Consider the following 19,629-nt stretch of genomic DNA (forward strand, 5'->3'; position numbering starts at 1 on the left):
CAGTCAGGTATGTTTTTATTATATGTACTTGGTTTTTTAGTATCTTTGAATGTAGGAGATTGGAAAGGTTCAATCTCTCCATAAGGATATTTACCTGTTAAAGCAAGATATAGCGTAACACCTATAGAGAATATTTCACTTGATTCACTTATCGCTTCATTTTGAAACCTCTAAGGAGAGGGGAAGCTTGGAGTTCCTGCTTTTGTGGAGTTTAAATCTTCGCCATGAATTAGCTGCATTACATAGTATCTTTGAGTTCTGTTCTTTGGTATAACCGCTTTTGGAAAAAAGAGTGCTTTTAATCTCTTTCCATTCCAAGCTTCTTTTACAAATAAATCTAATAATTTTTCATTCTCTAAAGCTTCAAGAGGGGCAAATTTAAGTACATACTGTTTGTTGTTTTTCAAACTCAGCCATGTTCGGTTGTTCTGAATAAGTGGTTTTTGCAGAGTATATCCATCTACTGTTTGTCCCTTTTTCAGCCTCTCTGATATAAGAAGATTTTGTTTTTTTAGAATTTCTAGTTCATTAGCTTCCAATATTTCAAGAACTACTGCCGTTGTATCATATGGAAGGTTGTCATCCATAAGTTTACTAGCTTTTCTGACTAAGGAGTGAGCTGTAAAGTTTATCTCACTTTCAATTGTGTTTTCACTTAAAATATTATATAGCCCATCACTGCAAAGTAAAATTTTGTCATTTTTTTGCACTATGTTTTCAAAATAGTATGTAGCTACTTCACTATCTATTCCTATGGCTTGTGTTAAAATATTCTCATATCCAGACTCATCCATAGAGTGGTCAAATGAGAGCAGATTAATATTCTTATCTCTTAGTAGATAAACTCTACTGTCACCAACATTTGCTCCATACAGTCTATTACCTTCTATTACAACTATTGTTAGTGTTGTAACAAGTTCAGCTCTTTCATAATTTACCATAGACTCTTGATATAAAATTGAGTTAATTGATGTTATAAAGCTTATGATAGATTTTTCAATATTCCAGCTTTTAGGGCGTATTTTGAAGTTGTTTATTAGATATGAAGTAACTCTTGAAGCTGCCTCAGCTCCTGCATCAGCACTTGCTACTCCATCACAAACTATGGCAACTGTTAAATTTCCTATAGTCCTTACATCGTAAAAGTCATCTCCGGTTAATTTTTTACCTTTTGCAAGAGAAAAACCAGAAGTTTTGATGTTGTTTTTTTGACATATTAAATTTTCTTTTTTGTAAAATATATAAATGATCCCAATGCCATAATTAAGAGAGATACTCCGCCTATGAGATAAAATGCATGAACCATATGTGAATAATCATCTATAGCAATTTTAAATACTACCATAAGAGATTCTATAAGTAAAGCTATAATAATTGTAATGGAGAATTTTGTTAAAACTTTATACTCTGCATTAGAGTTTTTAGAATAGCTTTTAAATACCACCTCTTGTGCAAATACTGTTTTTGCAAGGTCAAAGATTGCCAATCCAAGCGTTAGCGCAATAACAGGTTTAAATATCAACTCTATTGTTAAGCCATCTTTAAAAAAAAGAGAATTTATAAATTCATACATTGCATAACCGATTGTAAAGAGTGCTAAAGCCATCATAATAGTTGCAGTAAGAAAGTAAAAACTTTTACTTACAAGGTTAAAACCATTATGTATTTCAATAAGTCCAAGTCTTTGAAGGAGGGCTGGAATGTTAAAATCAAAAAAGTATATTTTGCCATTCTCTTTTTTTGCTATTGTAACACAAGTCTCACCTGTAGCACTGCTAATATATGCTTTAGAGATTGCTATATTTGTAGAGTCAAATTGCACTTTTTCAAGCAAGTAGTTTCTATCTCTACCTAAGGTAATATCACTTGTTTTATTTCTGTAAATATTTTCAGATAATTGAAGCATACTCTCTTCATCACAAACGTACATGAGTTCCAAAGATGGAAAAACTTTAAAAATATTGCTAAACTTTTTACCTTCTCTCTCACTTAGATTACCAATATTAAAAATAGTTTCCATTAAAAAATTTTCTATATTATTGATATTGTTTTTATATATATCCATAAACTCTTGCATTCTATTCCTTGTTTATTAAACTACTCGTCATCTTTTGCAAACTTTTCATATAAAAAGCTTAAAATAGCTTCTCTACATCTGATATACTCTGGGTCACTTTGAAGCTCGACTCTATTTCTTGGACGCGCTAGATTTACTTCTAGAATCTCGCCTATTGTTGCATCAGGCCCATTTGTCATCATTATAACTCTGTCACTTAGTAAAACTGCTTCGTCGATATCATGTGTGATAACTATAACAGTGTTTTTTACTTTTTGTTGAATTCTCATTAAATGCTCTTGCAAATTGGCTCTGGTTAGAGAGTCAAGTGCACCAAATGGCTCATCCATAAGCAGTACTTTTGGTTTAATAGCTAGTGCTCTGGCTATTCCGACTCTTTGCTTCATTCCGCCGCTTATCTCATCAGGCAGCTTGTCTTTTGCATGATCTAGATTTACCATACTTACAAACTTTTCAACTCTCTGTCTTAATTCAGAAGAATTTAACTCAGGCATAACTTTTTTTACCGCCATCTCTATATTTTGGTAGACTGTAAGCCACGGAAGCAAAGAGTGGTTTTGAAAAACAACTGCACGTTCAGGTCCTGGACCCATTACATGTTTGTTCTCAAGCAAAATTGTACCTTGAGTTTGTGAGTCAAGACCGGAAATCATGTTAAGAAGTGTACTTTTGCCACACCCGCTATGGCCAATTATAGAGATAATTTCATTCTCTTTAATTTCCAGATTTACATCAGTAACAGCAACATAGTCATCTTTGCCAGGAATTGGAAATCTTTTTTCAATGTTATTTAAACTTAAAAACTTTGTTCTCATTATGCTCTACCTCTCTTTGTATAATCAAAATAATCTGCAATTTTGCCCATTATCAAGTCTAAAAGGTAACCGATTAGACCAACTACAATAATACCTATGATAATATTGTGATAGTTGAGGTTATTATACTCATCCCAAATCCAAAAACCTATACCAATACCACCAGTTAACATCTCAGCTGCAACAATAACCAGCCAAGCAATACCAAGGGAGAGCCTCATCCCTGTAAATATATATGGGACAGACACCGGTAAAATAATCTGAACTATTTTCTCCATTGGTGAAAACCTTAAAACTTTCGCAACATTCATATAGTCCTCACTAACACTTTTTACTCCAAGAGCCGTATTTATAATAATAGGCCAGATAGAAGTAATAAAGATGGTTGAAATAGCTGTCATATTTATATCTTGAAATATAAATAGAAGCAAAGGCAACCATGCTAAAGGAGATACGGGTTTAAATATCTGTATAAATGGATCAAATGCATATTGGGCACTTTTGCTCATTCCAACAAGCAGACCAAGAGGTACACCAACTAAAATTGCTAGCACAAACCCTGCAAAAACTCTTTTTAGGGAAGCCATGATTTGCCAAAATATACCTTTGTCATCTTGATTGTTTACATAAAAAGGGTCAGATAAAACACCAGTAATCTCATCTCCATCTTCATTAGTACCACCAAAGGCTGCTACATAAGTATCACTTGGTGTAGGAAATTCCTCAACCACATTTGATAGTCCAGACCAAAACTGGATTATAAATAGTAGTACTAACAGTGGTAATACTATTTTTTTAATTGTCTCTTTATTCATTTAAACTTCCTTATGTAAATTATTTACTTGTAACTTAGATTTGCACATGTAAGTACTTAGTATGTTAACGGACTGAAAACATATATAAAATTTCTAGGTACTTACATCTGCAAATATTGAGTGACATAAAGGGTAATCCTTTATGTCGTTATCTTTATTTTATTACAAACTTAGGGTCTGCACATCCAGCAGGTCCATAAGGACATACATAGTTTGGTTGCTCAGTTTTAACACTCCATTTATTAACTTTTAAAAGTTCTTCTTTAGATACTTTTGACTCATCAATCCCTGTAGAGAAGATATACTCAACAGCTTTATTAGGATCCCAAACTTTTCCATCCATAAACATGTTGTACTTGTCTACACCATCTTTTTTCCATGCACTTGGTGGTAGGCTGTACCCAATCTCTTTTGCTACTTCTGCAAAAAGGTCTGGTCTATAAACAGACTCTATAACTTTTTTCATATCTACAGCTTTGTCAATTTGACCCCATCTATACATTTGAGTTATAAACCACATTCCATGTGAATAGTATGGATATGCTGCATAGTAGTTAGCAAAAACATTAAACATTGGGTTTGCTTCAGACTTTTGACCTTTTAAGTACTGAAATGTACCAGTCATTGATTTTTCAAGAACACTTACAGGAGCATTTACATAGTTCTTTTTACTTAAAATCTTAGCTGCTTCTTTACGATTTTCCCATGATGTATCAAGCCAAATTTGAGCTTCTAAAATCGCTTTCATTACAGCTTTTGTAGTCTCTGGATTTTTCTTGATAAAATCAGCTCTCGTTTGAAGAACTTTTTCAGGGTTGTTATTCCAGATATCGTAGTTTGTTACAAGTGTAGAACCTTTTTTCTTTAAAACAATTCTCTCATTCCAAGGCTCACCAACACAGTAACCTTCAATATTACCAGCGATTAAGTTAGAAGGCATTGTGGGTGGCGGAAAAGGTTTGATAGTAGTATCACGGTCAGGAACTATCCCAGAAGATGCCATCCAATATCTTAACTCGTAGTTATGAGTAGAAACAGGGTGAACCATACCAAATGAAAGAGGTTGATAATTTGAACCCTCTGCTTTATGTTTTGCATCTATATATTTTTTAAGTGACTCTGATGTTAATGGACGAGAAGTTTTATCCATACCGTACTTTTCCATGCTTTTAATGATTTTATTACCAAAAGTGATGCCATTACCATTAAAATCAAGACTAAGAACAGCTTGAAGATTAGCATTTCCATTTATTCCAAGAGTTGCGGCAATGGGCATACCCGCTAGTGCGTGAGAAAAATCATACTCTCCACTAATAACCTTTTGTTGAATCCCCGGCCAGCCGCCACCCTCTTTAACTACATGTACATCTAAACCATATTTATCAAAGAAACCTTTTTCTTCAGCAATTACAATAGGTGCACAGTCAGTCAGTGCTATAAAACCTATAGTTAATTTTGTTTTCTCCGGTGCTGCCATCATTGAAGCAGTTACAACTGAAAGACCTAATCCGATTCTTACTATTTTAGCTAACATATATTCTCCTTAAATCTACATTTAAAAAATGTCGTTGAGAAATTATACGATTAAATATATAGTTAATAAGCAATATTTTGATTAATTTTTATACAATATATCTTAATTCTACATTAAACTTATGTTATTATAATAGTATTAATTTAATTGAAATAGGTTCTATATAATGATAAAGTCAGTGTGTGGGTATTGTGGTGTTGGTTGTGGATTGGAGTATGACGAGAGTAAGCTTATTGGAGATGTTGCATATCCTATTAATGAGGGCAAGTTATGTTCTAAAGGTATATCAGAACTTGTAAGTATTGATACATCCACAAGACTGCTAAGACCGCAGATGAGAGATAATATAAGTGATGAGTATAAGGTAAGTTCTTGGGATGAGTCTATAAGAGTTATTGCTGATAAAGTAAAAAAAACAAAACCTAAAAAGATAGGTTTCTATCTCTCTGGGCAACTTTTAACGGAAGACTACTATATTGCAAACAAGTTGGGAAAAGGTTTTATTGGCACAAATAATGTAGATACAAACTCTCGTACATGTATGTCAAGTGCGGTTGTTGCTTATAAAAAATCTATCGGTGCTGATTTTGTTCCCCTTAGAATGGAAGATATTTTCAGCAGTGACCTGCTTATACTAACTGGTGCCAATACCGCTGAAGCACATGTAGTGTTTCATAACCAGATAAAAAAGGCTAAAAAGCAAGGGCTAAAAGTAATTGTAATAGACCCAAGATATACAGAAACGGCAAAAATTGCTGATTTGTATCTACCTATAAAAGCTGGTGGTGATATAGACTTTTTCAATCTAATTTCAAAACGTTTAATCGATGAAGCGTTATATGACAAAGAGTTTGTAGATTTACATGTAAACAATTTTGAACTCTTACAAAACAAGTTTAAAAGAGTTCCTGTAACTAAAATGTTAAAAAGAACTGGATTGACTAAAGAGCAGTTTGAATGGTTTTGGATGTTTTATAAAAACAGTAAAAATATTATAACGGCTTGGACTATGGGACTTAACCAATCTGTTCAGGGTGTTGATAAAAATTTAGCACTCATAAATACTCATCTTTTAACAGGAAGGATATTTAAGCCTGGAAATGGACCACTTAGTCTTACCGGTCAGCCTAATGCTATGGGCGGCAGAGAAGTTGGAGGTTTGTCTACTGTGTTAGCTGTTCATTTGGGTTTTGATGTAAAGTCTATTAATAAGGTATCAAAGTTTTGGGGTACGAATAAAATTTATAACAAACCTGGACTTACTGCAACGCAGATGCTTGAAGCGGACCTGGATCTGCTGATAATTTGCCACACTGACCCAATCTATCATCTTCCAAACAGACATAAGATGGAGAAGTTAATTCAAAAAATACCTATGGTTGTAGAGATAAATGCATATGAGAATAGTGAGACTTCTAAGTTTGCCCATATAAGATTACCTGCAGCTCCATGGGGAGAAAAAGAGGGTACTCAGACAAACCTAGATAGAAGTATTACAAAGCAGGAGAAGCTGTCACGCACATCAATTGATTGCAAGGCTGATTGGCAAATATTTCAACTTTTGGCATTGGAATTGGGTTTTGAAAAAGAGTTTAGTTATAAAAATACAAAAGAGATTTTTCAAGAGTATCAGGAGATGACAAAGTTAAACGATCATATGGATATTCATTTGGCTAATTATGATGAATTGTCAGATAAACCTTTTGTGTGGGGTGAAAATATTAAAGGCTTTTTAACAAAAGATAAAAAAGCCAACCTTTATTTTCTAGAAAACAAACTGCTTAGTGAAAAAACAAACCTGATATATCCGTTTGTCCTCTTGACCGGTCGTACAAGAGACCAGTGGCATAGCGGCACAAAAACAAATCTGCCAAAAACACTATTAAAGTATAAAGCACTTGAATTTGTAGAGATAAATAGCGAAGATGCAAAATTATTAAATATAAAAAGTGATGATATAGTAGCTGTCACATCGCTCCGAGGAACAATAACTACAGTAGCTATAGTAACTGATAATATAAATAGAAAAACTATTTTTATGCCAATTAGTAATAGGGATATAAACTATTTAACTAACGATTTACTAGACAGTGAGTCTTTTGAGCCTGACTATAACTACAGTGCAGTAAAAATTACTAAGGTATAAGAAGTTGTGGTTTAATTTTACAGGCTCTTTATTTTACATCTTTACCATTGATAATATTAACTATTTCTTCTATACTTAAGAGTTTACCTGTACTTATAACCTCACCATCTATAACTAATGATGGTGTGCTTATAACTCCATAGTCCATAATTTTTTGTATATCTTCAACTTTTTCTACACTATGGAATCCGCCAATTTTAGCTACTGCTTGTTTTGCAGCTTCTTCTAATGTTTTACACTTTGTACAGCCTGTGCCAAGTATCTCTATCTTCATTTTAATTTTTCCTTTTTATATTCTTCTTGAACTTACTTTGCAAGTTTATAATATCAAATTAAATAGATAACCTATAGCGATTATCCCAAAACCAACAATCCCAAAAAATAGAACAATCAACTTAGTGTGTATTATTCTTTTAAGTATCAAAGCCTCAGGAAGGCTCAGAGCAGTTACCGCCATCATAAAGCTTAGAGCGGTTCCAAGTAGCATTCCTTTGCTGACAAGTACTTCAACTAGTGGCATTACTCCAGCTGCGTTACTATACATCGGTATTCCCATTAAAACAGCAACTAAAACAGCAAAAGGATTATCTGCTCCTGCATATTTTGCTATAAAGTCTGCTGGAATATAGCCATGTATGAATGCTCCAACTCCAACACCGATAAGCACATAGAGATATATTTTTTTAAATATATCAAGCGTATACTCAGATGCTTCTTTTACTCGCTCTTTAAATGTAAGTTTTATTTTAAGTTTATCTAATTCTCCATCCATTGGTGTCACATCAAGTAAAATATATTTCTCCATCTTCATTCGACCTATGAAGTATCCACCAAGTGTTGAAACTAATAATCCAAATCCAATATATACAGCCGTAATTTTCCAACCAAATATACCAAACAGAAGTGCTATAGCTATCTCATTGTTTAAAGGAGAGCTAATAAGAAATGAGAAAGTTACGCCAAGAGGAATACGAGCTTGAATAAAACCTAAGAACAGAGGAATGGCACTACAGCTGCAAAATGGTGTGATAATACCAAAAAGTGAAGCTAAAACATTGCCGAAAAATGGTGATTTACCTTGAAGGTAAGCTCTTACATACTCCGTGTTAAAGTGAGTTCTTAAGTATGAGACAATAAAGATAATTGTAATAAGTAAAAACCAGATTTTTATGGTGTCATAGATAAAAAAGTTAATTGCATCAGCTAAATTACCTTGCATATTTAAAAGATTATATATAAAATAATCAACGCTCTCTTTCCACATCATTTGCCTCCATCTTTATTTAAATTCCACTCAATAGTTTGAAGGTTTTTCCAACTTTTCTGAGGTGTTTTAACTTCAAATGAGTAGAATAAATCACTGTCAAAGCTTACATTTGTAAAAATCGAAGCATATTCTAAAACAACATTTCCAGTGCTGCATGCTACATCTAAAACATCACTCATTTATTTCCTCCGTGATGTCCACTTCCACCTGTTCGAGCTACTAATTCATTCATATTTTCTCCACCGATTAAGTAAGCTTCACCAAAACCAAATGTAGCTTCACCAGCTTTTACTTCCAACTCAAACAGATTAAAATCTTTCATCTTTTTAAGCATTTCAACCATAGAAGTATCAAACTTTTCATTATAAAGAGCAAACACCTCTTCAAAACGCTCCGCATCTCTTTGTATTATACTTGATTTGCACTGTAGAGATATACGTTTTCTTGCAAAAAGATTTTCTGTCTTGCTTTCATCTTCAATAAAAAACAGAGATGCATTTGGGTTTGCCTGTATGTTTTTGGCATGTGTTGCTATGTTTGATATATAGATGTAAAAATGATTGTTATCATAAATATAAGGAGCGTATGACGAAAAAGGATTGTTGTTACTATCTATGGTTGCTATAACTGCTGTTTTAATATTTGAAATAAAGTTTTTCATCAATTCTCTCTTTTTTAGTAAGTTTAGCATAATCAACTTCAAAATATTAAAAAAAGATGTATAATTTCGCACTCAAATTATAGGTTCACTTTAGCAGAACCTTTGGGTCAAAAGAAATACCACTCAGTGGTATTTTAGGTTTTTTTGGCTGTGTTTGATAATGTTTATCAAACGGTGATCTCACGTAGAATTATTTATTTATGAGGGCGTAATGAACGTTTCTGATGTAGTGTTTGAAATGGAACTTGGTGGCGTTGATGAAGCAGATATTGCTGATATCGTTTTACTTTGCGAGGACAAAGGATTTAATCGTAATTTTATAGATGAAGAACTAGTTAAGCTAGGTTATCCAAAACTTTTTACTATAGATTATGATGCATATAATGAATACGATGGTTGGGAAGATGATGAGTATGACTCAGTTCAAAAATTTCCACATAAACGTAGTTATACTGACTAGAAAGAAACAAATATGACAAACAAAGAACTAATTAGTGCTTATTACCAAATGTGGAATGATAAGGACTTTGACAAAGCAAATATGATTTGTGACAAAGATATTCGCTTTAGAGGCTCACTCGATATTACAGCGAATGGGATAGATGGTTTTAAAGAGTATGCACAAATGTTAATTGGTGTATTTCCAAACCTTTATCATGCTGTAGAGATGTCGGTGTATGAAAATAATATGGTGGCAATTTATGTTACTTATACAGGGACTCATGATGGTACACTGTTTGAATATGCACCAACTGGCAGACGAATATGTTATTCTGGCGCTTCTTTTTTCCAAATTAGAGATGGTAAGATTGTAAGTATAAATATATTAGGTGATTTAAACTCACTTCATAAACAACTAAGCGAGTAAATAAAGGCAGTTATAATGGATTACCAATCAATAATAGACGAAATTTCAAATGAGATTACCCCTTTGTTTGGTACCGGTAAAGTTGCAAACTACATACCGGCCTTAGCCGGAGTAAATCCAAAACAATTTGCTATGACTCTAACACTGTTTGATGGAACTCAGTACAGTGTAGGTCAAGCGGATACACTTTTTTCGGTTCAAAGTATTTCAAAGGTTTTTACTTTTACATTGGCACTAAAGTTTTACTCAAAAGATCTATATAGCCGCATTGGTCATGAACCATCTGGAAATCCATTTAACTCTCTTGTTCAGCTGGAATACGAAAATGGTAAACCAAGAAACCCATTTATAAATGCCGGAGCTATTAATATTACAGATGCATTGATGAACCATTATGGTAGTTGTGAAGCCGCATATAATGAAGTTTTAGAGTTTATAAAATCAATTTCTGATGACTACTCTATTGATTCAAATGATGTAGTCGCGGCCTCTGAAATGCAATATGGACACAGAAATCTTGCCCTAGCAAACTTGATGAAAAGTTTTAACAATCTTGACAACGAAGTTGAAGATGTAGTCGGTATATACTTTAAACATTGTGCTCTGGAGATGAATACTAAAATGCTCTCAAGAGCTATGCTTTACCTTGCAAATCACGGAGTTGATCCAATAACCGACAAGTGCTACATAACTCCATCGCAAGCAAAACGGATAAATGCGGTTATGCTTACATGTGGGCACTATGATGCTTCCGGAGACTTTGCCTTTCATGTAGGTCTGCCTGGAAAAAGTGGAGTAGGCGGAGGCATTGTCGCTGTCGTTCCCAAGACTATGGGCATTTGTGTATGGTCACCTGAACTTAACGCTCAAGGAAACTCTCTTATAGGAACTAAAGCATTGGAGCTGTTTACAGACAAAACAGGTCTCTCTATCTTTTAGTCTTCTCTTTCCACTAAGAATAGAGTTTACATCTACCTCTTTTTACCAATATTAAAATCAACCAATATGCAACTTTTATTAACACATGATTCATCTTTTTTATAATATATTGTTATTTGTTGTCAAATAAAAATTAAAAATGTAAACTTGTTTAAATTTATAAATATTGTAATTGAGACTTGTAAATAATTCATAAACTAGATTCCAAGTCAAGCTTGGAATGACGATATGCCGTTAATTTGAATAAGTGGTCATTGAAAACACGTCCATTATTGGAAAAACGCTGTCATTGACGACACACCCGTCATTCTGGACTTGATCCAGAATCTAGTTGCTATTTATATATCTTTACAAACTAAGGCATAAAATTGACAAATATACTTAAAGTACTAATAACTGACAAATCATATTTTAGAGACAACTCTACATGTAATAAAACTTTTACATGCAGAGAGTTAAAAGTAGCAAATAATATATCTACATGTAGCTTACATGTAGAGCAAAATAAAGAAGAAAGAGAGATAGCATAATGGGCTTAATAATATTAATCGTACCACTAATAATATACTATGTAATTATAGTTCCGATAATAAAAAAGAAACTAATTAATAAAAAGATTACTAATCCAAAACTAAGGAACTTAGCTTTTATACTTTTACTACTTTTTCCTATAGGTGACCATATAATAGGATATGGGGTATATAAAGCTCTATGTTATACAAACGGTGGAGTAAAGATATATAAGACTGTAACTGATGAACAGGAGCAGAGGGATTATTGGATAGATACTTATAAACAAAAAAGACCTCTTGCTAGTAAAGGTGAGAGATATGGAATTGAGGGAAGAATATATTTAGCAAATGATTTAAAATATCATAAAACTGTTTACATCAATAATTGTAAAACTAAAAGATGGAAAAGTTATGATTGTAAAAAAGCTGAAGAATATATCAAAAATAATAATATAGATATATATTCTTATATAAAAGAAGAAGATTATTTCCCAAGAAATAAAAAATATACAGACCATTTAGAAGAAGCTAATATTGAAGTTATTAGCTTAATAAATGAAAAAGATTTTACCTTGGAAAGAGCTTATTTTAATAAATGCAACAATAAATACAACACCCTCTCAAAAACAGACCCAAACTATAAAAAATCATGCACAAATGCAGATGAAATCATAAAAAAATACAATCTAAAAAATGTGATTAAGGTTCCTGCGAGTTCGTATATTTTTTATAATAGTACTTTTGATAAAAGTTATAACTATAATATAGTTCCTTTTTTAGAAGTCACTTTAGCTACACAGATGATTAAAGATTATAAAACAAATGAAATATTAGCAATCAATAAAGAATATGCTTTTGGTGGTGGCTGGTATGTAAATCTTGTAAGCCCATACCCTTTTGGAATAGGATGTAGTAAAAATAATTTATATGATTTTCATACACAAATTATCCCAAATCCATACAAAAATAAAAAATAATAAAAGGAATTTCCTCGTTGGGAATGCATACATGTAGAACAAAACAAAAAAACTGACATATATACTTCCAGGCACAGCATTGGAGTGAGATAAGTAAAGCTAGGAATGACGATATACCAGTGATTCCGGACTTGAACCAGAATTTAGTTACTATTTGTTAGTCTCTTTTCTAATAATGGTATAAAAAGTGTCTGCATTTAGTTCTACCATTCTTGATTCATCTTCATGCCACTGCATAGCCTCAAAGTACATCTCTTTAACTGATTCATAATCATCCAAAGAGAGCTGCAGCAAAATACCTCTGTGAGCTGTGTCATTGTTTAAACTCCACCACTCGGGCAGACTCAGTGGGTAGCGTATAGCTTTTTCATGAATATCAAAATCTTTTATGTCGGCTTGGTTGCAAAGATAGGTTATCTCTTGAGTAGTTTGAAGAGTTTTCCAGCTTTTTTGCGGTGTTTTAACCTCAAATGATTCAAACAAATCACCAAGTATTTTAGATGAGGGAGAAAAAGCATTTTGTGTAAAAGATGTAAAGATGAGCGTTCCACCTGTTTTTACATGTGCATAAAGTATTTTAAGAGTCTCTATGGGGTTTGGTAAAAAAAACAGAGCGTATGAACATGTAACTATGTCATACTGCTTTTGCATGTCGAGAGTTTCAATATCACAGCAGTGAAAAGTGATATTTGTTATGTTTTGCTCTTTGGCTTTTTCTTTTGCACACTTGAGCATCTGTGTTGAGATATCAACTGCGTCAAAGTTGGCATCTGCAAAAGTTGAAGCATACTCCAAGACAACATTGCCGGTGCCGCATGCTACATCTAAAACATTACTCACACCTTCACACGGGAGTAAATCAGCTATATTTTTAGCTGAAATCTTAAAAAAGTCTATATTTTCATATCTGGTTGCAACTTCATCAAACGTATTTTTAATATTGTTTTTTATATCTTCATCACTCATTTTTTCTCTCCATGATGTTTACATTCTAATAATTCTATCATAATGAACTTCAAAACCTTAAAACACAATTCATATTTATACTATAATTGCACCAAGGAAAAACAACATGTATAAAGAGATTGAGCTAACTGTAAAACCCGAATATATTGATGAATACAAAGATGGATACCCACTGATTTGTAAAGAGTCTATTGCAGATTTGAGTAGATTGACAAAAGAGGGGACAATAGTAAATCTAATGGACAGTAAAAAAAAGTTCATTGCTAAAGGTTACTACGGTATTCAAAACAAGGGTTACGGTTGGGTACTCTCGTCAAACAAAGATGAACAAATAGATGCAGAGTACTTTGCAAAGAGAATAAAATCTGCCATAGAGTACAGAGAAGAGTTTTTTAACGACAAAGAGACGACGGCGTTTAGGGTTTTTAACGGCGAGGGTGACGGAGTAGGCGGTTTGACCATAGACTATTTTGATGGTTTTTATATGGTAACATGGTACAGCATTGGTATATATGAACTTAAAGATGAGGTTTTAAAAGCGCTTAAATCTTCAGTAGAGTACAAGGGGATGTACCAAAAGAAAAGGTTTGACGCAAAAGGTCAGTACTTGGACGATGCGGATGATTTTGTTTGCGGAACTAAAGCGGATGCTCCCATCATAGTAAAAGAAAACGGTGTAAATTTTGCCATCTACTTGGACGATGGACCAATGGTCGGCGTGTTTTTGGACCAAAGAGAAGTGCGAAAAACAATACGTGACAAATACGCAAAAGGAAAAACAGTTCTTAATACCTTCTCGTACACGGGGGCATTTTCAGTTTTTGCAGCTCTTGGCGGTTCGAGCAAAACTACAAGCGTTGACTTGGCAAACAGAAGCCGCAGTAAAACAGAAGAACACTTTAGTATAAACGGCATACATGTAGAGAGTCAAGAGATTATAGTTGAAGATGTCTTTAACTACTTCAAGTATGCCGTAAAAAAGAACTTATTGTTTGATTTGGTAGTGCTTGACCCGCCTAGTTTTGCAAGGTCTAAAAAAGTTACATTCTCTGTAGCAAAAGACTATGTAAAACTTCTTAAAGAGGCTATACAGATAACAAACAGAGGCGGTGTCATAGTCGCCTCTACAAACTACGCCAACTTTGGGATGATGACGTTTAGAGACTTTATATTTAAAGCATTTAAAGAGCTTGGTGGGAAATACACAGTTGAAGAGAGTTTCACTCTGCCAAAAGATTTCAGGGTTGCAGAGAAGTTCAAAGAGGGAGATTACCTTAAAGTGGTGTTTATTAAAAAGGTTAAGTAATTGAAAAAGTATCTTCTATTTGACAATGACGGCGTTTTAGTTGAGACTGAACAATGGTACTACGAAGCAAATAAAAAATCTTTAAATGAGATAGATGTAGAACTTCCGTTTGATGTCTATATGGAGATAATGGCAAGAGGTGGGACAGCATGGGAAGTGGCAAAGAAGCATGGACACACTCAAAAAACAGTTGATGAGCAGAGAAGACGAAGAGATATCTACTACCGAGAGTTTATCTCATCTGAGCATATAGAGATAGATGGTGTAGTTGATGTTCTTGAAGAGTTGTCCAAAGAGTACAGTTTTGGGATAGTAACTACTTCAAGAAGAGTTGATTTTGACCTGATACACTCACAAAGAGAGATAGTAAAGTATATGGATTTTACACTCTGTGTTGAAGAGTATCCCCGTGCTAAGCCACATGCGGACCCATATCTTGCAGGTATGAAAAAGTTTAACGCTCTAAAAGATGAGTGTTTAGTAATAGAAGACTCACAAAGAGGGCTTAGTTCGGCTGTAAATGCAGGGATAGATTGCGCAGTCGTAGAGAATACATTTACAGCTTCTCATGACTTCAGCAGTGCAACTTACAAGATTAAAACACTAAGAGAGTTGCCAACACTGCTCAAATCGTTGAAGCGGTAAAAATCAGCTATAATTCGCTCAAATATTAAGGAAATAACTACATGTCAGAAGAGAAAACTAAAAAACCTAGCAAAAAAAAATACTATGACAATGTAAGTGTCGGAAAACGCACTAAACAAGTAGCTTATTTAGTAGAAGATGGTGACAAAGCTTCTATGTTTGAGTACTTTATTAAAAACAGTGACAAGAAACAGAGTATCGTTGTTGCAAGAAGTAAACGCAGAGCAGATGAGCTCAAGGAATATCTAAAAACTAAAGATATTTCAGCTGCTTCAATTCATGGAAATCACAGAGTCGAGCAGCACGAAGAGGCAGCTAAATCCTTTAACTCAGGTGAATTAAATATCCTTATAACTACCGATATGATTTTGCAAACCTTAGAGTTAAACAATATACAAACTATCCTAAACTATGACCTTCCTCCACAGCATGAGGACTATTTTAATCGCCTTATTCTTGTTGACGGAGTAGGGGAATCTATCTGTTTTGTCTCTCCCGAAGAAGAGGGACTGTTAAGCATTTTAGAGTTGAGGTTGAAAAATGAAATGCCACAAGAAGAGCTAGAAGGCTTCACTCCAGAAGTATCTGATGAGGTAGCTCACGTTGTTAAAGATAAGAAAAAGAAACCTCGTCACCGCTCACAGGTTGTAAAAAAAGTTAAAAAGAAAAAAGCGGAGTAGGGCTTAGAAGTTTCTATATATAACGATTTCAAGAGCAAATATATTTTATAAGACTCTAAGTACTGCTGACAATTTTATCAATATGACATGGTTTTAAAGTATCTAAAACTTTTTCTTTATCACGTTCAAATTTATAACAAACTTCACGATTGTTTTGAACACTCTTAGAATAATAATAAGATATAATATCTCGATTAACTATTTTAAATTTGGAGTATTTATGGTTTACAAATTTTGGAAAGATTATGAAGAGTTGCTTTCATATGAACAGGCATCTCTTCTAGACTATCGACTAGACAATATAGCAATCAAGTTAAATAGTTTTTTTCAAAGATTAATCATACATAATATAGAAAAAATTGATATTAAATTTTTTCTAGCAGGTTCGTGTTTAAAAGCTGATACTTTTCGGGACTTAGATATGTTCTTTCCTTCAAATGAAGACAGAGAACTTGTAAATAGTGCTATGAACCAAGACTTTTTTGAATATGAGAACAACTCATATACGTACAGATATAAAAGTGATATTTACCAACTTGTTTTTAGAGAAAGATTTAAAAATGCTTCTTTGAAAGAACTTGTAGATGGATTTGATTTTGATTCTACAAAGATAGCTTTTGAGTGTAGTTACAATACAAAGAAGAGACTCTTTAGCATTGTAAAATGTGATATGAGAATGGAGTTTGTAAACTATATCAATACAAGAACCAACAATCTCTCAAAAGTTAGTGTCAATCCGTTTGTATCACTTCAAAGAGCAATCTATTTTTTAAAACGAGGGGATGATGTTCCTTATGATGTCTTTCTTCAAGTATGCTCAAAAATTGCAGATTTAAAAATAGAGAATAATGAAGATGCATCTGTATACTTTAATAACTTACAAGGAAATCCAAATAAGTTGAGTAATATCAAAGATGCTATCACACATTATATTGATAATCATAAAGATAAATAACCACTATAAACTAGGCATATTTTAGTTCAGTAAATGAATATTATAATTATAAAAATAAAGTTTAAATACATTTAGAACTTGTTGTCCTACATCACATATAAGAGATGTAGAGTTTTGCTTAATATTCCTCTGCTTCTACTCTATCTCTACCACTTTTTTTTGCGCGATATAAAGCTTCATCGGCTCTTTTTACCATGGTTTTTTCATCATCGCCAGCATGGTATGAACTCACTCCGAAACTTGCAGTTGTGTGTCCTGTAAATGAAAATTGGAATAAAGAGACTATCTCTCTTAATTTTTCAGATAATTTAATAGCACTATCAAGGTCTGTGTCTGATGATAGTATTAAAAATTCTTCACCTCCCCATCTGCCAACAATATCTGTTTCTCTAACATTGTCTTTTATAATTGACGAAAACTCTTTTAAAACATCATCGCCTGCTTGGTGTCCCCAAGTATCGTTTACAAGCTTAAAGTAATCAATGTCAATAATTATTACAGAAAAAGGTGTATTGTACCTTCCTGAAGTTGCTAGTTTCATGGCAAAAATCTCGTCTAACTTTAGACGATTATAAAGTTGAGTCAGTCTGTCTATGACAGAAAGTTCCTCAATACGCTTTTTATCTGTTATATCATGTCGAATAGCCGTATAGCCAATGGTTTTATTTTTTTCATTCTTAACTGGATATATAGTCATATCTACCCAATAAGCCGAACCATCTTTATGCATGTTTTTAATTTCGCCTCGCCATATATTATCCATTTTTATTGTTTTCCAAAGCTCTTGATAGATAGTATCTGTCATATCTGGATGTTTTACAATATTGTGATTTTTACCAAATGCTTCATCTTTACTGTAACCTGAGTTATCACAAAATGCTTGTGAGACTTTAGTAATCTGTCCATATAAATCAGTTGTTGAAGAATTTACATTTTTGTCAATTATTCGTATGTATTCTTGTAACTTCAATTGAGACTGTTTACGCTCAGAAATATCGCTATGAGAGCCAACCATTCGTATTGGACTCCCATCAATACCACGATGAACTATATGACCTCGATCAAGTACCCATAAGAAAGAATCATCTTTACACTTGACTCTATGCTCATTTATATAAGTATCACTTTTACCTTCAATATGTGCTTTTATATCTGCATTGACTTGTTCAAGATCTTCTGGATGAACTCTATTTTTCCACTCTTCTAAAGTATTTGATATCTCATGTTCTTCATACCCTAGCATCTCTTTCCATCGTTTAGAAAAAAAGATCTCATTTGTTTTGAGATTCCAGTCCCATAAGCCATCTCCAGCACCTTCTAATGCAAATCTAAGTCTTTCTTCTGAGGTATGCAACCTTTGGGTAGCTTTTTTCGCAATTAGTAGCGCATTTTCTTTTCTCCTAATCAATGAGCTTAGCAATAAGTATAGCAGTAAAGTTAGTATCAGGGTAAAGCTTGGAATAAGAAAAATAATGTAAATATTTTCACTTTTTAAGATGCCACTTGTTCTAAATACAAGTGTCCATATATGCCCGTTTATTGTAATATTTGTTTTTTTGTATACTTGAGCAAACTCATCATTCTTATTTGAGTCAAAGAGAATATTTTCTCTTATAGTTTGATTACCATCGAAAATTTCAAAATGTATGTTAGGAAACATAGTTCCCAAAAGGCCACTCATAAGGTCATTTACTCGGAATGGCGCGTATACAAATCCTTGAGTAGCTATAACTCTATCTTGAACTGTGTCTAGCTTGGAACCTTTTTTGTATACTGGCAAATAGACCAAAAAGCCAGCCTGAATATTCTTGTTATATTCTTGAACAAGTTTAATTTTACCTGAGAGAATTGCTTCACCGCTTTGCATTGCTTTTGTCATAGCTTCTCTACGTACTTCCTCAGAGAACATGTCATAGCCGAAGGCTCTTATATTACGCTTGTCAAAAGGTTCTAGATATATTATGGAAGTATATAGCTCCCTTTGCCCATCTGGATGTATTTTGAAATCAGAAAACCCCTCTTTTCTTATACGTTCTTCATGTCTTTTTTTGTTCTGTGGCAAAACTACTTCAGAATAACCAAATCCCTGAATTCCATTGAAATTCTCATTTAGTTTGTGCTCACTTACAAATATTGCCCATTCATTGCGAGTTACATTATCCGAAGCATTAAATAAACCAACACCGCTTCTTAGAACTTGTTCATATGTGGACATACGGTTTTTTACGCGGATAACTATTTCATTGGTTGCAAGTTCTAAGCGTAAGTGTTCTTTCTCCTCATAGTATTTATAGGCGAACCACCCCACTAAGATACTTATTGAAAACCCAATAAAAATTGTAATATATAACCATAATTTATTAAATCTAAGAGACATGAAAAACCTTTTAACTTTCTTTGATACAAGTATTATACTATACTATGTTTATAGTATTTTAATTTAATTTTTACATATAGTTTTAGTAC

General features: G+C 33.2%; 21 protein-coding genes. 10 read left to right on the forward strand and 11 right to left on the reverse strand.

What is annotated here, in order from left to right; translation table 11 throughout:
* Positions 1 to 170: 170 nt before the first annotated feature.
* From HUE87_RS04260 to HUE87_RS04280, 5 genes are all read right to left on the reverse strand, one after another.
* The gene (locus tag HUE87_RS04260) at positions 171 to 1,295 is read right to left on the reverse strand and encodes a protein phosphatase 2C domain-containing protein (RefSeq protein WP_347401023.1); all 1,125 of its coding nucleotides are present in this window, start codon (positions 1,293 to 1,295) and stop codon (positions 171 to 173) included.
* Positions 1,217 to 2,077 (reverse strand): hypothetical protein, encoded by an 861-nt coding sequence (locus HUE87_RS04265; RefSeq protein ID WP_194367495.1) that lies wholly within the window; start codon positions 2,075 to 2,077, stop codon positions 1,217 to 1,219. The genes HUE87_RS04260 and HUE87_RS04265 overlap by 79 nt, the downstream gene beginning before the upstream one ends.
* 20 nt (positions 2,078 to 2,097) lie before the next feature.
* Positions 2,098 to 2,892: an ABC transporter ATP-binding protein gene (locus HUE87_RS04270; protein ID WP_194367496.1), complete on the reverse strand. Its 795-nt coding sequence runs from the start codon at positions 2,890 to 2,892 to the stop codon at positions 2,098 to 2,100.
* Positions 2,892 to 3,707, reverse strand: a complete 816-nt coding sequence (gene ntrB, locus HUE87_RS04275) for a nitrate ABC transporter permease (RefSeq protein ID WP_194367497.1) — start codon at positions 3,705 to 3,707, stop codon at positions 2,892 to 2,894. Before ntrB ends, HUE87_RS04270 begins: the two co-directional genes overlap by 1 nt.
* Before the next feature lie 154 nt (positions 3,708 to 3,861).
* Positions 3,862 to 5,241, reverse strand: a complete 1,380-nt coding sequence (locus tag HUE87_RS04280; RefSeq protein ID WP_194367498.1) for a CmpA/NrtA family ABC transporter substrate-binding protein — start codon at positions 5,239 to 5,241, stop codon at positions 3,862 to 3,864.
* Positions 5,242 to 5,407: 166 nt separating this feature from the next.
* Here HUE87_RS04280 and HUE87_RS04285 point away from each other — a divergent pair, with 166 nt between their 5' ends.
* Complete coding sequence (locus HUE87_RS04285; protein WP_194367499.1) at positions 5,408 to 7,387, forward strand: molybdopterin oxidoreductase family protein; 1,980 nt, start codon at positions 5,408 to 5,410, stop codon at positions 7,385 to 7,387.
* 28 nt (positions 7,388 to 7,415) lie between these two features.
* Here HUE87_RS04285 and HUE87_RS04290 read toward each other — a convergent pair whose 3' ends face one another.
* The 4 genes from HUE87_RS04290 to HUE87_RS04305 are packed head-to-tail and all read right to left on the reverse strand — an operon-like array spanning position 7,416 to position 9,315.
* Positions 7,416 to 7,661: a thioredoxin family protein gene (locus HUE87_RS04290; RefSeq protein WP_194367500.1), complete on the reverse strand. Its 246-nt coding sequence runs from the start codon at positions 7,659 to 7,661 to the stop codon at positions 7,416 to 7,418.
* A gap of 45 nt (positions 7,662 to 7,706) precedes the next feature.
* The gene (locus tag HUE87_RS04295; protein WP_194367885.1) at positions 7,707 to 8,651 is read right to left on the reverse strand and encodes a permease; all 945 of its coding nucleotides are present in this window, start codon (positions 8,649 to 8,651) and stop codon (positions 7,707 to 7,709) included.
* Entirely contained in the window at positions 8,651 to 8,833 is a 183-nt protein-coding gene (locus HUE87_RS04300) for a hypothetical protein (protein ID WP_194367501.1), read from the reverse strand. The genes HUE87_RS04295 and HUE87_RS04300 overlap by 1 nt, the downstream gene beginning before the upstream one ends.
* A complete protein-coding gene (locus HUE87_RS04305) occupies positions 8,830 to 9,315 on the reverse strand; it encodes a HugZ family pyridoxamine 5'-phosphate oxidase (protein WP_194367502.1) in 486 nt (161 codons plus the stop codon). The genes HUE87_RS04300 and HUE87_RS04305 overlap by 4 nt, the downstream gene beginning before the upstream one ends.
* Before the next feature lie 211 nt (positions 9,316 to 9,526).
* Between HUE87_RS04305 and HUE87_RS04310 the strand changes: the two genes are divergently transcribed.
* From HUE87_RS04310 to HUE87_RS04330, 5 genes are all read left to right on the forward strand, one after another.
* Positions 9,527 to 9,775 (forward strand): hypothetical protein, encoded by a 249-nt coding sequence (locus HUE87_RS04310; protein ID WP_194367503.1) that lies wholly within the window; start codon positions 9,527 to 9,529, stop codon positions 9,773 to 9,775.
* 12 nt (positions 9,776 to 9,787) lie between these two features.
* Positions 9,788 to 10,183, forward strand: coding sequence for an ester cyclase (locus HUE87_RS04315; protein WP_194367504.1), 396 nt, complete (start codon positions 9,788 to 9,790; stop codon positions 10,181 to 10,183).
* A gap of 15 nt (positions 10,184 to 10,198) precedes the next feature.
* Entirely contained in the window at positions 10,199 to 11,122 is a 924-nt protein-coding gene (locus HUE87_RS04320; RefSeq protein ID WP_194367505.1) for a glutaminase, read from the forward strand.
* A gap of 368 nt (positions 11,123 to 11,490) precedes the next feature.
* Entirely contained in the window at positions 11,491 to 11,652 is a 162-nt protein-coding gene (locus HUE87_RS04325) for a hypothetical protein (RefSeq protein ID WP_194367506.1), read from the forward strand.
* Positions 11,652 to 12,611 carry a hypothetical protein gene (locus HUE87_RS04330; protein ID WP_194367507.1) on the forward strand — a complete coding sequence of 320 codons (960 nt, stop codon included), beginning with the start codon at positions 11,652 to 11,654 and terminating at the stop codon, positions 12,609 to 12,611. Before HUE87_RS04325 ends, HUE87_RS04330 begins: the two co-directional genes overlap by 1 nt.
* 150 nt (positions 12,612 to 12,761) lie before the next feature.
* Here HUE87_RS04330 and HUE87_RS04335 read toward each other — a convergent pair whose 3' ends face one another.
* A complete protein-coding gene (locus tag HUE87_RS04335) occupies positions 12,762 to 13,577 on the reverse strand; it encodes a class I SAM-dependent methyltransferase (protein ID WP_194367508.1) in 816 nt (271 codons plus the stop codon).
* A 106-nt stretch (positions 13,578 to 13,683) separates the two neighbouring features.
* Here HUE87_RS04335 and HUE87_RS04340 point away from each other — a divergent pair, with 106 nt between their 5' ends.
* From HUE87_RS04340 to HUE87_RS04355, 4 genes are all read left to right on the forward strand, one after another.
* On the forward strand, positions 13,684 to 14,883 hold the full coding sequence (locus HUE87_RS04340) for a class I SAM-dependent rRNA methyltransferase (protein WP_194367509.1): 1,200 nt from the start codon (positions 13,684 to 13,686) through the stop codon (positions 14,881 to 14,883).
* Positions 14,884 to 15,528: an HAD family hydrolase gene (locus tag HUE87_RS04345; protein WP_194367510.1), complete on the forward strand. Its 645-nt coding sequence runs from the start codon at positions 14,884 to 14,886 to the stop codon at positions 15,526 to 15,528. It abuts the gene before it with no gap.
* A 41-nt stretch (positions 15,529 to 15,569) separates the two neighbouring features.
* On the forward strand, positions 15,570 to 16,208 hold the full coding sequence (locus HUE87_RS04350) for a helicase-related protein (RefSeq protein WP_194367511.1): 639 nt from the start codon (positions 15,570 to 15,572) through the stop codon (positions 16,206 to 16,208).
* A gap of 220 nt (positions 16,209 to 16,428) precedes the next feature.
* Positions 16,429 to 17,163 carry a Gabija anti-defense Gad2 family protein gene (locus HUE87_RS04355; RefSeq protein ID WP_194367512.1) on the forward strand — a complete coding sequence of 245 codons (735 nt, stop codon included), beginning with the start codon at positions 16,429 to 16,431 and terminating at the stop codon, positions 17,161 to 17,163.
* A 118-nt stretch (positions 17,164 to 17,281) separates the two neighbouring features.
* Here the strand turns inward: HUE87_RS04355 and HUE87_RS04360 are convergent, their stop codons facing one another.
* On the reverse strand, positions 17,282 to 19,540 hold the full coding sequence (locus tag HUE87_RS04360; RefSeq protein WP_229855223.1) for a CHASE domain-containing protein: 2,259 nt from the start codon (positions 19,538 to 19,540) through the stop codon (positions 17,282 to 17,284).
* Positions 19,541 to 19,629 lie beyond the last annotated feature (89 nt).

Origin of the sequence: Candidatus Sulfurimonas marisnigri (assembly GCF_015265475.1) — a bacterium.
Lineage (GTDB): Bacteria > Campylobacterota > Campylobacteria > Campylobacterales > Sulfurimonadaceae > Sulfurimonas > Sulfurimonas marisnigri.

Coding starts and splice junctions, on each gene's coding strand:
- HUE87_RS04330 (WP_194367507.1), top strand. CDS start 11,652: ATGGGCTTAATAATATTAATCGTACCACTAATAATATACTATGTAATT.
- HUE87_RS04295 (WP_194367885.1), bottom strand. CDS start 8,651: ATGTGGAAAGAGAGCGTTGATTATTTTATATATAATCTTTTAAATATG.
- HUE87_RS04335 (WP_194367508.1), bottom strand. CDS start 13,577: ATGAGTGATGAAGATATAAAAAACAATATTAAAAATACGTTTGATGAA.
- HUE87_RS04360 (WP_229855223.1), bottom strand. CDS start 19,540: ATGTCTCTTAGATTTAATAAATTATGGTTATATATTACAATTTTTATT.
- HUE87_RS04315 (WP_194367504.1), top strand. CDS start 9,788: ATGACAAACAAAGAACTAATTAGTGCTTATTACCAAATGTGGAATGAT.
- HUE87_RS04350 (WP_194367511.1), top strand. CDS start 15,570: ATGTCAGAAGAGAAAACTAAAAAACCTAGCAAAAAAAAATACTATGAC.
- HUE87_RS04310 (WP_194367503.1), top strand. CDS start 9,527: ATGAACGTTTCTGATGTAGTGTTTGAAATGGAACTTGGTGGCGTTGAT.
- ntrB (WP_194367497.1), bottom strand. CDS start 3,707: ATGAATAAAGAGACAATTAAAAAAATAGTATTACCACTGTTAGTACTA.
- HUE87_RS04280 (WP_194367498.1), bottom strand. CDS start 5,241: ATGTTAGCTAAAATAGTAAGAATCGGATTAGGTCTTTCAGTTGTAACT.
- HUE87_RS04320 (WP_194367505.1), top strand. CDS start 10,199: ATGGATTACCAATCAATAATAGACGAAATTTCAAATGAGATTACCCCT.
- HUE87_RS04355 (WP_194367512.1), top strand. CDS start 16,429: ATGGTTTACAAATTTTGGAAAGATTATGAAGAGTTGCTTTCATATGAA.
- HUE87_RS04270 (WP_194367496.1), bottom strand. CDS start 2,892: ATGAGAACAAAGTTTTTAAGTTTAAATAACATTGAAAAAAGATTTCCA.
- HUE87_RS04300 (WP_194367501.1), bottom strand. CDS start 8,833: ATGAGTGATGTTTTAGATGTAGCATGCAGCACTGGAAATGTTGTTTTA.
- HUE87_RS04340 (WP_194367509.1), top strand. CDS start 13,684: ATGTATAAAGAGATTGAGCTAACTGTAAAACCCGAATATATTGATGAA.
- HUE87_RS04285 (WP_194367499.1), top strand. CDS start 5,408: ATGATAAAGTCAGTGTGTGGGTATTGTGGTGTTGGTTGTGGATTGGAG.
- HUE87_RS04290 (WP_194367500.1), bottom strand. CDS start 7,661: ATGAAGATAGAGATACTTGGCACAGGCTGTACAAAGTGTAAAACATTA.
- HUE87_RS04305 (WP_194367502.1), bottom strand. CDS start 9,315: ATGAAAAACTTTATTTCAAATATTAAAACAGCAGTTATAGCAACCATA.
- HUE87_RS04265 (WP_194367495.1), bottom strand. CDS start 2,077: ATGCAAGAGTTTATGGATATATATAAAAACAATATCAATAATATAGAA.